The sequence below is a fragment of the Thermus sp. NMX2.A1 genome, from assembly GCF_000511705.1.
GTDB classification, from domain to species: Bacteria; Deinococcota; Deinococci; order Deinococcales; family Thermaceae; genus Thermus; species Thermus scotoductus.
This window is the reverse complement of record NZ_ATNI01000049.1, coordinates 25,865-38,123: the sequence shown is the minus strand read 5'-3', so window position 1 is coordinate 38,123 and position 12,259 is coordinate 25,865. Positions and strand designations below refer to the sequence as shown.

The following is a 12,259-nucleotide window of genomic DNA, read 5'->3' as shown; positions in this document are numbered from 1 at the left end:
AAGCCTTGCTGGATGGAGCCAGCTGGAGTATAATGCCCTTGGAGGTCTTTTATGAAAGGTCATCCCGATGTGATTCAAAGCCTTCAGGAAAGGCTTTCCGAGGAACTGGCCGCCATCTTGCAATACATGGTCCATGCGGAGATGGCGGAGAACTGGGGCTTTAAAGCCCTGGCCCGCCACCTCAAGGCCCACGCCATCACCGAGATGCGCCATGCGGAGAGGCACATCGAGCGCATCCTTTTCCTGGAGGGTTTTCCGGAGGTGAGCCGGATCGGGGAGATCCGGATCGGCAAAACGGTGGAGGAAATCCTTTTCCGGGACTACGAAGGGGAAATCCAGGCGGTGAAGGGCTACAACGAAACCATGAACCTGGCCCAAAGCCTGGGGGATAACGGCACCCGGGACATGGTGGCGGAGATCCTCAAGGACGAGGAAGGCCACGTGGACTGGCTGGAGGCCCAGCGGGAACTCCTGAACCAGATGGGGTTGCCCAACTACCTCCAGTACCTGGCCGGGGAAGCGGAATAGGCTCCGTAAAGGGGTTCGGGCTCACGGGCACGCCAGATCGCCCTCGGCCCCGAAACCTCAGCCCACGGGGACCTTGAGGTTCCTGCGGGCCCAGCGGTCTATGGCGGCGATGACCGCCTCCAGCTCCCGCCCGGCCTCGGTGAGGCCGTACCGGGTGCGGGGGGGCATGAAGGATTCCACCTTCTTTTCCACCACGCCGAGATCCACCAGGTGCTCCAGGCGTTGGGAAAGGGTAGCGGGGTTTACCCCCCCGATGGCCCGGGACAGCTCGTTGAACCCCTTGGGGCCTTCCAGGAGAGCCCTGATGATGTGCAGGGTCCACTTCTCCTGGAGGAGGTTCAAGGCGGCATAGACAGGGCAGAAGGCCGGTTCGCGCTCGGCCATACCCCCATGGTAGCACAGGTTAAGAGCAAGCTCCAAAATGTGTTTACCCGGAGGGCAAAGCATCCGTGGGCTTTCGGGCCACCAGGGTAAGGATGGTATAGGCGGCCACGGTTTGGCCCTCCTGGTTCACCACCTCCACCGCCCACTCCACCACCCCGGATTTCTCGTCCCTGGGCCGCTTGGCCTTCACCGTGAGCCGGGCTTGCAAGGTATCCCCGATGCCCACGGGTTCGGTGAAGCGCAGGCCCTCGAGGCCGTAGTTGGCCAGGACCGGACCCGGTGCCGGATCCACGAAGAGCCCGGCGGCGGCGGAGAGGACGAAGTATCCGTGGGCCACCCGCTTCCCGAAAAGGCTCTTTTGGGCGGCGATCTCGTCGGTGTGGGCGTAGAAGTGGTCCCAGGAAAGGTGGGCGAAGAGGGCGATGTCCGCCTCCGTGACCGTGCGGCGATGGGTCCAGAGGGTTTCCCCGACCTCCAGTTCCTCGTAGTGCTTGCGGAAGGGGTGGGTGCTGGCAGGTTTTTCCGCTCCCCTGGCGTACTCCCCGGTGAGGGCCTGCAGGGTGTGGGGGTCGGCCTGGAGGGCCAGGCGGGCCAGGTGCCGCTTGACGGAAAGAAGCCCTCCCAGCTCCTCCCCGCCCCCTGCCCGTCCGGGTCCCCCGTGGAGGAGGCGGGGCAAGGGGGAGCCGTGCCCCGTGGAGCTATGGGCGTTGAATCGGTTTAGGACGTGGAGCCGGCCCACCTCCCCGGAAAGCCCGAGGAGGTAGAAGCGGGACTCCTCGGGATCGGGGGTGGCCAGGGTGGCCGCCAGCATCCCTCCTCCCAACCGGGCCAGGCGCAGGGCTTCCTCCCGGTCCCGGTAGGGAAAGAAGGTAGCCACCGGGCCGAAGGGTTCCACCTGGTGGAGGGTTTCCGCCCAGGGATCCTCCGCCAGGAGCAGGGTAGGGGGAAAGAAGGCGCCATCCCGCCTGCCTGGGTGCTGCCAGTACACCCTGGCCCCGGCGGCCAGGAGGGCTTCCACGGCCCTTTCCACCTCCTCCTTTTGCCCTAAGGAGGCCAGGGGCCCCAGGTCCACGCCCTCCTCCCTAGGGTCGCCCAGCTTAAGGCCCTCCAGATGCTTACGGGTGGCCTCGAGGAGGGCCTCGAGGCGGCCTTGGGGTACCAGGACCCGGCGGATGGCCGTGCACCGCTGCCCGGTTTTGATGGAAAGCTCCTGGGCAATCTCCCGGGCCAGCCTCTCCACCTCCTCCTCCCCTGCCTTTTCCCCCAGGATGGCGGCGTTTAGGGAGTCGGTTTCTGCATTGAAGAGGACGCCCCGCTCCAAAAAGGCAGGGTGGCGCTTTAAGCGGTCTGCGGTGGCCTTGGAACCCGTGAAGTAGACGCTATCCCGGTGGTCCAGGGCCTCCAGGGCATCCCCCAGGCTTCCCGCCACGAACTGGAGGCTTCCCTCCGGCAGAAGCCCGGACTCCACCATGAGGCGCACCAACCCCTCGGCCACGTGGGCGGTGGGGGTGGCCGGCTTGGCCAGGGTGGGCACCCCCGCCAGGAAGGCAGGGGCGAACTTCTCCAAAAGGCCCCAGACCGGGAAGTTGAAGGCGTTGATCTGAACCGTGATCCCGCCCTTGGGACCCAGAAGGTGCCTTCCCTGGAAGGAAAAGTCCTTGCTTAAGGGAAGGCTTTCCTCCTCGGGAAGGAGGTTTCCCTCGGGAAGCGTCCGGACCAGGGAGCTGTAGGTGAAGAGTACCCCAATGCCCCCGTCCACGTCGTACCAGGCATCCCGACGGGTGCCCCCGGTGGTGGCGTAGAGCCGGTAGAGTTCCTCCTTCCGCTCGGAAAGGTACTGTGCCAGGGCCCGAAGCCTTCGGCCCCGCTCCTGGAAGCCCATGGCAAGGAGGGCCTTCCCCCCTACCTCCCTTCCCCAGGCCACCGCCTCCTTGAGGGGCAGGCCCTCCGAGGTCACGTGGCCCAGCACCTCGAGGGTGGCGGCATCCTGCACCGGCACCCCTTCTCCTGCACCCGTCAACCATTGGCCCATGAGGTAGCTTTTTACCTTCAAGGTTTCCTCCTTGAATCTGGACTGTGTTCGCTCTAGGTCTTCCAGGAAAAAGGCCCCGTACGCCTCCTAGTCCCGGGCCTTATGTTTCCCCTTCAGACGGTCTTAAAGGCCTCAAAAACTTCCCCGCAGGCAGCGCACTGGTAGAGCATCTTGCACAGGGTGGCCCCGAAGGTGTTCTTGAGGACCACCTCCTGGCTTCCGCACCGGGGGCAGGGGGGATCCTTCCCCGCCAGGGGGAGGGGAAGGGGTGGGGCCACGCCGTAACCCAGGAGCTTCCTTCGGGCTTCCTCGGCCATGTCCTCGGTGCTCCAGGGGGTCCTGGCCTCCACCACCTCCACCTCCTTGGCTCCTGCCTCCCGCAGGGCCTTTTCGATCTCCTCGCGGATGAGCCGTAGGGCAGGGCAGCCGGAAAAGGTAGGGCGGAAGCGGACCCTGACCTTTTCCCCTTCCGCCTCCACCCCCAAGACCATCCCCATCTCCACGATGTTGAGGACGGGGATCTCCGGGTCCTTAACCCCTTTTAGGGCTTCCCAGTACCGCTCTACCATGCCTTGGCCTCCGGGTCCCAGCGGGCCACGGACTGCATCTCCGCGAGAAGGGACCAGAGGTACTCCGTGTGTTCCTGGCGGCTTTTGGGCACGTACCCTCCCTCAGGCGGCCTTAGGCCCGAGCGCACCAGGTGGGCGGTCACCTCCTCCAGGTAGGGGGCCTCGAGGGCCTTGAGATCCGGTACCACCCCTGCCTCCACCAGGGCCTCATCCCCCGGGAGAGGCTGGAAGAGCTGGCGCACGTAGGGGAAGAGGGTTTCCAGGGCCTCCTGCGCCCGGCGGTGGGATTCCTCCGTGCCCTGGCCCAGGCGCTCCACCCAGAGAGAAGAGTGCTTCAGGTGGAATCTTTCCTCCTTCAGGATGCGGCTTGCCGCCTCGGCCAGGGGGGCGTAGGCGCTCCGGGTTGCCTCCTTGAGCCAGAGGTTCTCGTAGGCGTCAAAGAGGTACTGCCGCACCATGGTGAAGGCCCAGTCCCCCTTGGGGAGCTCCACCAGAATGGCGTTTTGGAACTCCAGGGGATCGCGGAAGTAGACCAGGCGGTCGGGGTCGGAGCCGTTCAGCTCCTGCTGGAGCTCCAGCCAGACCTTGGCGTGGCCCAGCTCATCCTGGGCCAGGTTGGCGATGGCGATATCCTCCTCGAGGATGGGGGCATGCCCCACCCACTCGGAAAGCCGCTGGGCCAGAACCACCTCGTCGTCGGCCCAGGCGGTGAGCCGGGCCACCAGGGCGTCCTTCAGGTAGGCCTCAAGCATTCTCCACCCCCTTGGCGGTGATGAGCCCGTAGTAGCTTTGCAGGCGGTAGGTCTTCTCCTTGGCCGGGGCAAACCAGCTTTCCACCACTTCCTCGGTGGGCTCGGTCCCCACCACCAGGCGCTCGGGAACCGCCCAGAAGGCCACCCCCTGGGCCTGTAGGAGGGCTTGGGCTATGGCATCCTCCGGGCCTTGCGCCAGGAAGCGGCCCACCAGGTCCCCGTAGACCATGCTCCGGCGGTGGCTCCGCTTGGCGAAGACCCAGTAAGGTTCTTCGCTTCCTCCCTCCCTCCTGGTGGGCTTCAGATCCTTTAGGCCTTCCTGGGAAACGTGGAAGAAGGCCTCGGCCGGGGCCACGAAGAGGGCGTAGGCGGCGGGGCGCCGCACGAACACGTGCCGGGCCACCAAGAGGGCGTGCTCCGGGTCAGCGGCGTGCACAGAGCCCACCATCTGCGGAGGGCTGTTCCTGGTGTCCTGCTTGATCACCTCAAACCGGGGCCAATCGGTTCCCCACATGGCGCCTCCTTAGTCCGCCGCCTGGGCAAATTGCTTCCGGGCGTAGGCCTCCATGGCCTCCCGCACCCAGCGTCCCTCCTCGTGGGCCCTCCTCCTGGCCATGAGCCGGTGCCGGTTCATGGGGCCTTCCCCGTTGATCACCTTCCAGAAGTCATCCCAGGGGATCGGCCCGTGGATCCAGTTGCCCGTCTTCTCGTCGTAGCGGAGGTCGGGGTCGGGGATGGTGAGCCCAGCGTCCAAGAGTTCGGGGACGTGTTCGTTCAGGAACTCCTGGCGCACCTGGTCGTTGGTCTTGGTCTTGATGCCCCACCGCAGAAGGAGGGGGGTATGGGGGGAGTCGGTGTCGTGGGGCCCGGCCATCATCAGGGTGGGCCACCACCAGCGGTTCAGGGCATCCTGCACCATCTGGCGCTGCTTCTTGGAGCCCCTGGCGTAGAGGAGGACGGCCTCCTTCCCCTGCTTGTGGTGGAAGGTTTCTTCGGCGCAGATGCGCACCATGGCCCGGGAGTAGGGCCCGTAGGAGCACTGGGCCAGCATGGTCTGGTTCTTGATGGCCATCCCGTCCACCAGCCAGCCGATGATGCCCACATCCGCCCAGGTGAGGGTGGGGTAGTTGAAGATGTTGGAGTACTTGGCCTTGCCGGAAAGAAGGACCTCCACCATTTCTTCCCGGGTGATCCCCAGGGTTTCGGCGGCGTGGTAGAGGTACTGCCCGTGCCCGGCCTCGTCCTGAACCTTGGCCAGCAGGATGAGCTTCCGCCGGATGGAAGGAGCCCGGGGGATCCAGGCACCCTCGGGAAGCATCCCCACCCACTCGCTATGGGCGTGCTGGGAGATCATGCGGATGAGCTGGGCCCGGTACTCCGCGGGCATCCAGTCCCCGGGCTCAATCTTCTCCCCCCGGGCGATCCTCGCCTCAAACTCCGCAAGCCTTTCCTGGTAGTCCGGGTCCTCGGGGTAACCGATCCTAAGCTTGACCATCCTTGCCTCCTTCCTCCGGGTGTTCGCCTATGGGCGAAGCAGCCACGCCTAAGGCCCTAAGGAGCATCCCGGCGTAGGTCTCGGCCAGAACCTCCAAGGGAAGGGGACCGTCCTTGCGGTACCACTGGTAGGTCCAGTTGAGGGCGGAAAGCACGAAGAGGGTGGCAAGGCGCACGCTGGGCACGTGAAAGACCCCCTGTTCCACACCCTCCTGGATTACCCGTTGCACCCCCTCCTCGTAGCGGTGCCTTAGGGCCTTGGCTTCCTCCAAGAGGGGAGGGGAGAGGTGTTTCCACTCGTGGAAGAAAACCGTGGCCCGGGGCAGCTCCTGAGCGATGACCTCGAGGTGGCCCCGTACTAGGCCCTTCAGCTTGGCCACGGGGTCGCCCTTAAGTCCCTCCAGAACTTTAAGGAAGCGCTCGGCGGCCTGGCGCACCACCTCCAGGAGGAGCTCCTCCTTGGAGGTGATGTGGGCGTACAGGCTTCCCCCCTGGAGGTTTAGGTGCTTGGCCAGCTCCCGCATGCTGGTGGCGTGGTAGCCCCGCTGGCTGAAGAGGTGGCCTGCTATGGTGAGGATTTGCTCGCGCCGCTCCATGGCTAACGGTCGTTTGTTAGGGTAGCACACCTGAGGCGAAGGGACAAGTGTCCCGCATCACCTTTTGCGGGTCCCGGTAGGTCAAGGGGGGCCTAGCCGGCTTCCGATGTACCCGCCTTAAAGCTCGGGCAACCTCGAGGCCGCCTCCCTGAGCCGTTCCCTCGAGGCGTGCAGGTAGATTTGGGTGGTGGCGATGGACTCGTGGCCCAGAAGGTCCTTTACGGCATCCAGCTCCACGCCGTTTTCCACCAGCAGGGTGGCGTAGGCGTGGCGGAGCTTGTGCGGGGTGAAGCGCCTGGGGTCCAGGCCCGCCCTCAGGGCCGCCTCCCGGAACCTGGCCTCCACGTACCGGGCGGAAGGAACCCTGCCCCGGTGCCTTCCCTGAGTGAACGTGAAAATACTCACATTACCCTGGGGTGGCCCCAACTCTAAAAGAACCTCCCGGGCGGTCCTGGAAAGGGGCACCAGCCTTTCCTTGTTTCCCTTGCCCACCACCCGGATGGCCACGGGAACCGAGCCCTCGAGGATCACGTTCCGACCCTTCAGGGAAAGGGCCTCGGAGATGCGAAGCCCCGTGCCGTAGAGGAACCGGGCCAGGCGGCTGAGGAGCCTGGCCTCCCTTTCGGCTTCCAGGGCCTCGAGGAAGCGCCTGAGCTCCTCCGGAGCGGGGTGCAGGGGAAGCCTGCGCCCGGCCTTGGGGCGGCCTATGCCCTCCGTGGGGTCGGACACGGCCTCTCCCTTGACCTGGGACAGGTAGCGGTAGTAGCTGCGGAGGGCCGCTAGGAACCCCTGCACCCTCCTTGGGGCCCAACGCTCCTTGAGGAGGAGCGCCCGGACCGCCTCGGGGCCCGGGGTGAAACCCTCTTCCTGGAGGAAGCGAAACCAGAGGGTCAGGTCCTGGAGGTAGCGGCGCACCCCCCTGGGGGAGTATCCCCGCTCCAAAAGGAGGTATTCGGCATAGGGTGCCAGGGGTTGAAGGGCCTTCTCGGGCTTTTTAATGCCGATGGATTTCCAGATAAGGCTGGGTTCCACGGGGGTAGTATAACATATGCGCGAAATGTACCTTTCGCGAACAACTTGGTCCTTGCCCTAGCCACCGATGCCTTGGGGAAATCAGCCCGGCACGCGGGCCAGAGCCTCACACCAGATAGCCCCAAGATAACCCTGCCGGCCGATGCCAGGTCTTTTCACCACGCCAAGCCTAAACCCTCCGCCCGGGGATCCGAAGCTGCCACCAGTACCTCCTCAGCATGACCCCCTTGGGCCTGGCCACGCCTTAGGATCACCTGGCCTCGACCAAAAAGGCCCGGCTCCACCTCGTAGGCCACCCTGTGCCCCAGGTCCTTGAGGACCAGGGCCGTGGCCTGGGGAATACCCGGTTCCAGGATCCCTCGGTCCCCAGGTTTTTCCCCACGGGACGCATCTCCTCCCCTACCCGGCACCACCTGCCACCGTGGCCGGTCCAGAGCCGCCTGGGGGTTCAGGCCAAAATCCGCCAAGGCCACCACCACCTGCACATGCCCCTGCGGCTGCATGAACCCCCCCATGACCCCGAAAGGACCCACGGGCTTCCCCTCCTGGGTCAGGAACCCCGGGATGATGGTGTGGTAGGGCTTTTTCCCGGGCCCAAGCCGGTTCGGGTGGCCCTCCTCCAGGGAAAAACCCAGGCCCCGGTTCTGCAGGGCGATGCCCGTTTGCGGGATGAGGACACCCGCCCCAAAGCCCTGGTAGTTGGACTGGATGAGGGAGACCATGAGTTCCCCGTCCGCCGCCGCCAGGTAGACGGTTCCCCCGGGTCTCACCTCGGGCAGGGCCTGGGGCAGGGCTCGTTCCCCGATGAGGCTTCGGCGGGAGGCCACGTATTCGGGGGAGAGCAGGGCCTGGGGGGGCTTCTCCAGGTAGCGGGAGTCGGCCACGTAGCGGAAGGCGTCCGCCAGGGCCAGGCGCATGGCCTCGATCTGTACGTGGTAGCTGAAGGGGTCTTCCGGCTTAAGGTCAAACCCCTCGAGGATGGCCAAAGCCAGGAGGGCGGCGATCCCCTGGCTGTTGGGGGGGAGTTCGTGCACGGTAAGCCCCCGGTAGTTCACGGAAAGAGCCTCCACCCACTCCGGCTCGTGGGCCTTCAGGTCCTCGAGGCTAAGGAGGCCCCCGGTAGCCTCGCTGAAGCCGGCAATGGCCTCCGCCAGCTTTCCCCGGTAAAGGCTTTCCCCGTAGCTTTCCCCGATCTCCCTTAGGGTTTTGGCATGCCCAGGGCTACGCCAAACCTCTCCCGCCCTCGGCGCCCGGCCCTGGGGAAAGAAAACTTCCTGAAAGGCCCGGAACTCGAGCCCCCGAAGAGGTAGGTAGATCCCTTCCGCCCGCCGCCAGGCCCGCGCCGTTTCCGGTCCCACCGGGAAGCCCTCCTCCGCGTAGCGGATGGCCGGGGCAAGGACCTCGGGAAAAGGAAGCCTTCCAAAGCGTTCGTGCAAAGCCCGCCACCCCGAAACCGCTCCGGGCACCGTCACCGGGAACCAGCCCCTTTCCGGCATTCCCCCCTCGGGAATCCGCTCGGGGGTCAGGCTTAAGGGGCTCTTTCCGGAAGCGTTCAGCCCGTGGAGCCTCCCATCCCACACCATGGCAAAAAGGTCTCCCCCGATGCCGTTGCTGGTGGGTTCCACCACCGTGAGGGTGGCCGCCATGGCGATGGCGGCATCCACGGCGTTTCCTCCCTTTAGGAGCATCTCCATCCCCGCCAGGGCAGCCAGGGGCTGGCTGGTGGCCACCGCTCCCCGCCGGCCCATGACCACGTGCCGACGGGAGGGATAGGGGTAGTAAGTGAGGTCCATAGGCTTCTCCCGGAAGAGTCTACCCCTTTTCCAGGCGAAGGACCCCCCTCGAGGCTCCGCCTGGTCTTCCCCTTCGGGGAAGTACACGGGGCATTGTCCGCACTGCCAACCAGCGAGGCCCTACGAAAACTCCCGCTCCAGCTCCTTTAGGCGCTCGGCAATCCCCGTGTACTCCAGCTCCTCCATGGGCAGCATGGCCGGGCCGTAAAAGCCCTGGCGGCGCATCTCCTGGGCCTTCTCCACCACCTTGGCCCGCACCGTGTCCCAAACCGGGTCGGCAAAGAGGTCCACGGGCTCGGAAAAACGCCCGTCCTTGAGGGAGAAAGCCAGCCCGCACACCATGGGCATGCAGAAGAAGGTGGACGCAGGGGTATTGGCCCTCACCGGCATCAAGGGCAGGTGGTGGCTGCCCCGGGTGTCCCCCGCCACGAAAGGAGCCAGGGCAAAGGGCGGGCCAAACTCCTCCGTGGCGGGAAAGATCTTCTGGGTGCGGATAATGGCCACGGGATCGTCCTTGCCCACGTAACGCCCGGCGATGTTTCGCAGGCGGGTGGTGCTCACCACGGCGGCGATCTCACCGTACTTCCTGGACCAGATGGACTCTATCCCAAAGCGGTGGGAGTCCCTAAGCAAGGCGGCAATGTCGTAAAGCCTCTCCGGGGCATCAAGGACGATGTAGCTATCCCTTTCCGTCTGGGCCAGGTCCATGATGCGGAAGCGGAAGCCAGGGCGCAAATCGGGGGAAAGCAAGAGGCCTGAGGAGTACATGGGATCGGCGAAGACCAGGTAAAGGGGCAGGTTGAAAGCCCCGGGCTCGGTCTTGTCCGCCGCCAGCACCATGAAGGGCTCGGCGGGACGTTCGGCAAACTCCATCTCCGCCACCTGGGGCCCCAGGCCATGGAGGTTACCGGAAAAGGCATCCTTCAAAAGATCCTGCCCGGCCCCGTAAAGACCCTCCTCCTTGGCCACCTGGGTACCTTCCCGGAAGGCTTTCCAGGCCAGCTCGTGGACGGATGCGTTTCGAATGCCGTGGGTATGCGACAGGAGGAGGACGATGTCGTCCCCGATGTGGAACACGTGGGCGTCCAAGAGCAGGCGGCCCACCTCCTCCCGTACCACCTCCTCCACCTTGGCCAGCACCCTGCGGCTGGGTAAGGTGTGGCCTCCGACAGAACCGATGTCGGCCTTGAGGACGCTAAGGGTGATTTTCATAAGCTCCTCCTTCGTGTTCCATACTTCCACACTTATGGCGGGTTTGGCAACACCCTATCGGCCAGATAACGCCAAGGCGCTTGGAAACGTGGAAGAGGGCACCAAGCCACTTGACTATCCCCTTCTCCAGGGGTAGAGTGTACTTACCGACCGGTCGGTGAGATATGGGAACCGCCACACGCGACCGCATCCTGGAAGAAGCCGCCCGGCTTTTCACGGAAAGAGGCTACGAGGCGACCAGCGTCCAAGATCTGGCCGAGGCACTGGGCCTCTCCAAGGCGGCACTCTACCACCACTTCCGGAGCAAGGAGGAGGTTCTCTACGAGATCAGCCTTCAGGCCCTGGAGGGCCTTCGTCGCCAAGGAGAAAGAGCCCTATCCGAACCCGACCCCAAGGTAGCCCTTCTGCGCTTCATGGAAGGCCATGCCCGCTTCTTTGAAGAGAATCGGCCCTTTTTCGTGGCCATGCTTCAAGGGTTGCAAAGCCTCTCTCCCGAGAAGCGAGCTGTTACCATCGCCCTGCGCGACCGGTACGAGGGCATGCTCCGAAGCATCCTGGAGCGGGGCATGGCACTGGGGGTATTCCGCCCTCTGGATGTGGGCCTCACAGCCCGGGCCATCCTCTCCCTCCTCAACTGGATGATCCGCTGGTTCCGCCCGGGCGGGCCCTTGCGGGCGGAGGAGGTGGCCAGGTTCTACTTTGATCTCATCATAAAGGGGTTAGAACATGGAGCTTCCTGAACACAAGGAGATCCGGCAGCTGGCCAGGCGCTTTCTGGAAGAAGCCGGTCCTGCTCTGGCGGAGTACGAGGCCCAGGAGGCCTTTCCCTGGCCCCTGGTGAGGCGGATGGGGGAGCTGGGCTTCCTGGGGGTGTTCGTGCCCGAGGAGCTGGGAGGGGCTGGCCTGGACTTTTGGGCCTACATCGCCCTTCTGGAGGAGCTTGGGGGATACGCTTCCTTGCGCTCCATCCTTTCCGTGCAGCAAAGCTTGGTCCTCACTCCCCTTCTCGCCTACGGAACGGAGGAGCAAAAGAGGCGGTACGTCCCCCGGCTCGCAAAGGGGGAGATCCTAGGAGCCTACGGCCTCACGGAGCCCGAGGCGGGCTCGGATGCAGGAAGCCTCCGCACCCGGGCTTACCGGGACGGCGATCACTATGTGCTGGAAGGACAAAAGACCTTCATCTCCCACGCCAACGTGGCCCAGGTGTTCCTCATCTTCGCCAAAACCGATCCAGACAAGGGCAGCAGGGGCATAACCGCCTTCCTGGTGGAACGGGAGGATGGGGTACGCACCACGCCGTTAAAGGGGAAACTGGGGCTTAGGGCTGCAGACACGGGCATGGTCTTTCTGGAGGGGGTGCGCATACCCAAGGACAGGGTTTTGGGAGAGGAAGGACAAGGCTTCAAAATCGCCCTTTCCACCCTGGATACCGGCCGGGTTTCCCTGGCAGCGGGAGCGGTGGGGCTGATGCAGCGGGCCTTGGACCTATCCCTACGCTACGCCAAGGAAAGGCACCAGTTCGGAAGGCCCATCGCCAGCTTCCAGCTGGTCCAGGCGCATCTGGCCCAGATGAAGCTGGACCTCGAGGCCAGCCGCCTCCTCACCTACCAGGCAGTAGCCAAGAAGCTTAAGGGGGAGCGGTATACCCTCGAGGCCAGCATGGCCAAGCTCTTTGCTTCCGAAGCTGCCAACCGCGTGGCCTACCGGGCTATCCAGGTCCACGGGGGCTACGGCTTCTTCGAAGAGTACGAAGTAGCTAGGCTTTACCGGGACGCCCGCATCCTCACCCTCTATGAGGGAACGAGCGAGGTGCAGAAGCTCATCATTGGGGCCCACCTCACGGGAGTGCGGGCTTTCGGATAGGGAG

General features: G+C 64.8%; 13 protein-coding genes. 3 read left to right on the top strand and 10 right to left on the bottom strand.

Going from position 1 to position 12,259, the window contains the following annotated elements; all coding sequences use genetic code 11:
- The first annotated feature begins 51 nt into the window (after positions 1-51).
- Positions 52-528: a bacterioferritin gene (bfr, locus tag TNMX_RS03945; RefSeq protein WP_038029720.1), complete on the top strand. Its 477-nt coding sequence runs from the start codon at positions 52-54 to the stop codon at positions 526-528.
- 57 nt (positions 529-585) lie between these two features.
- Here the strand turns inward: bfr and TNMX_RS03940 are convergent, their stop codons facing one another.
- From TNMX_RS03940 to fbp, 10 genes are all read right to left on the bottom strand, one after another.
- Positions 586-912: a helix-turn-helix domain-containing protein gene (locus TNMX_RS03940; protein ID WP_026329029.1), complete on the bottom strand. Its 327-nt coding sequence runs from the start codon at positions 910-912 to the stop codon at positions 586-588.
- Positions 913-955: 43 nt separating this feature from the next.
- Complete coding sequence (gene paaZ / locus TNMX_RS03935) at positions 956-2,965, bottom strand: phenylacetic acid degradation bifunctional protein PaaZ (RefSeq protein ID WP_038029710.1); 2,010 nt, start codon at positions 2,963-2,965, stop codon at positions 956-958.
- Between the two features lie 92 nt (positions 2,966-3,057).
- On the bottom strand, positions 3,058-3,513 hold the full coding sequence (gene paaD / locus TNMX_RS03930; protein ID WP_038029708.1) for a 1,2-phenylacetyl-CoA epoxidase subunit PaaD: 456 nt from the start codon (positions 3,511-3,513) through the stop codon (positions 3,058-3,060).
- The gene (gene paaC, locus TNMX_RS03925; RefSeq protein ID WP_038029706.1) at positions 3,507-4,265 is read right to left on the bottom strand and encodes a 1,2-phenylacetyl-CoA epoxidase subunit PaaC; all 759 of its coding nucleotides are present in this window, start codon (positions 4,263-4,265) and stop codon (positions 3,507-3,509) included. Before paaC ends, paaD begins: the two co-directional genes overlap by 7 nt.
- On the bottom strand, positions 4,258-4,779 hold the full coding sequence (locus TNMX_RS03920; RefSeq protein ID WP_038029704.1) for a phenylacetic acid degradation protein: 522 nt from the start codon (positions 4,777-4,779) through the stop codon (positions 4,258-4,260). Before TNMX_RS03920 ends, paaC begins: the two co-directional genes overlap by 8 nt.
- Positions 4,780-4,788: 9 nt before the next feature.
- Complete coding sequence (paaA, locus tag TNMX_RS03915; RefSeq protein WP_038029701.1) at positions 4,789-5,760, bottom strand: 1,2-phenylacetyl-CoA epoxidase subunit PaaA; 972 nt, start codon at positions 5,758-5,760, stop codon at positions 4,789-4,791.
- Positions 5,747-6,355 (bottom strand): TetR/AcrR family transcriptional regulator, encoded by a 609-nt coding sequence (locus tag TNMX_RS03910; protein WP_038029699.1) that lies wholly within the window; start codon positions 6,353-6,355, stop codon positions 5,747-5,749. Before TNMX_RS03910 ends, paaA begins: the two co-directional genes overlap by 14 nt.
- Positions 6,356-6,472: 117 nt before the next feature.
- Complete coding sequence (locus TNMX_RS03905; protein ID WP_019550923.1) at positions 6,473-7,387, bottom strand: tyrosine-type recombinase/integrase; 915 nt, start codon at positions 7,385-7,387, stop codon at positions 6,473-6,475.
- Positions 7,388-7,542: 155 nt separating this feature from the next.
- Positions 7,543-9,180 carry a gamma-glutamyltransferase family protein gene (locus tag TNMX_RS03900; RefSeq protein ID WP_038029728.1) on the bottom strand — a complete coding sequence of 546 codons (1,638 nt, stop codon included), beginning with the start codon at positions 9,178-9,180 and terminating at the stop codon, positions 7,543-7,545.
- A 120-nt stretch (positions 9,181-9,300) separates the two neighbouring features.
- A complete protein-coding gene (gene fbp, locus TNMX_RS03895; protein ID WP_038029696.1) occupies positions 9,301-10,392 on the bottom strand; it encodes a fructose-1,6-bisphosphate aldolase/phosphatase in 1,092 nt (363 codons plus the stop codon).
- Positions 10,393-10,556: 164 nt separating this feature from the next.
- On the opposite strand from fbp, the gene TNMX_RS03890 reads away from it, so the two are divergent.
- Together TNMX_RS03890 and TNMX_RS03885 are read left to right on the top strand one after the other, a co-directional pair.
- Positions 10,557-11,132: a TetR/AcrR family transcriptional regulator gene (locus tag TNMX_RS03890; RefSeq protein ID WP_015717088.1), complete on the top strand. Its 576-nt coding sequence runs from the start codon at positions 10,557-10,559 to the stop codon at positions 11,130-11,132.
- On the top strand, positions 11,119-12,255 hold the full coding sequence (locus tag TNMX_RS03885) for an acyl-CoA dehydrogenase family protein (RefSeq protein WP_038029694.1): 1,137 nt from the start codon (positions 11,119-11,121) through the stop codon (positions 12,253-12,255). Before TNMX_RS03890 ends, TNMX_RS03885 begins: the two co-directional genes overlap by 14 nt.
- Positions 12,256-12,259: the final 4 nt, after the last annotated feature.

What these genes read in the sequence shown, in the direction of transcription:
- paaA (WP_038029701.1), bottom strand. Translation starts at nt 5,760, where the DNA reads ATGGTCAAGCTTAGGATCGGTTACCCCGAGGACCCGGACTACCAGGAA.
- TNMX_RS03900 (WP_038029728.1), bottom strand. Translation starts at nt 9,180, where the DNA reads ATGGACCTCACTTACTACCCCTATCCCTCCCGTCGGCACGTGGTCATG.
- TNMX_RS03890 (WP_015717088.1), top strand. Translation starts at nt 10,557, where the DNA reads ATGGGAACCGCCACACGCGACCGCATCCTGGAAGAAGCCGCCCGGCTT.
- TNMX_RS03910 (WP_038029699.1), bottom strand. Translation starts at nt 6,355, where the DNA reads ATGGAGCGGCGCGAGCAAATCCTCACCATAGCAGGCCACCTCTTCAGC.
- fbp (WP_038029696.1), bottom strand. Translation starts at nt 10,392, where the DNA reads ATGAAAATCACCCTTAGCGTCCTCAAGGCCGACATCGGTTCTGTCGGA.
- TNMX_RS03940 (WP_026329029.1), bottom strand. Translation starts at nt 912, where the DNA reads ATGGCCGAGCGCGAACCGGCCTTCTGCCCTGTCTATGCCGCCTTGAAC.
- bfr (WP_038029720.1), top strand. Translation starts at nt 52, where the DNA reads ATGAAAGGTCATCCCGATGTGATTCAAAGCCTTCAGGAAAGGCTTTCC.
- paaD (WP_038029708.1), bottom strand. Translation starts at nt 3,513, where the DNA reads ATGGTAGAGCGGTACTGGGAAGCCCTAAAAGGGGTTAAGGACCCGGAG.
- TNMX_RS03885 (WP_038029694.1), top strand. Translation starts at nt 11,119, where the DNA reads ATGGAGCTTCCTGAACACAAGGAGATCCGGCAGCTGGCCAGGCGCTTT.
- paaC (WP_038029706.1), bottom strand. Translation starts at nt 4,265, where the DNA reads ATGCTTGAGGCCTACCTGAAGGACGCCCTGGTGGCCCGGCTCACCGCC.
- TNMX_RS03920 (WP_038029704.1), bottom strand. Translation starts at nt 4,779, where the DNA reads ATGTGGGGAACCGATTGGCCCCGGTTTGAGGTGATCAAGCAGGACACC.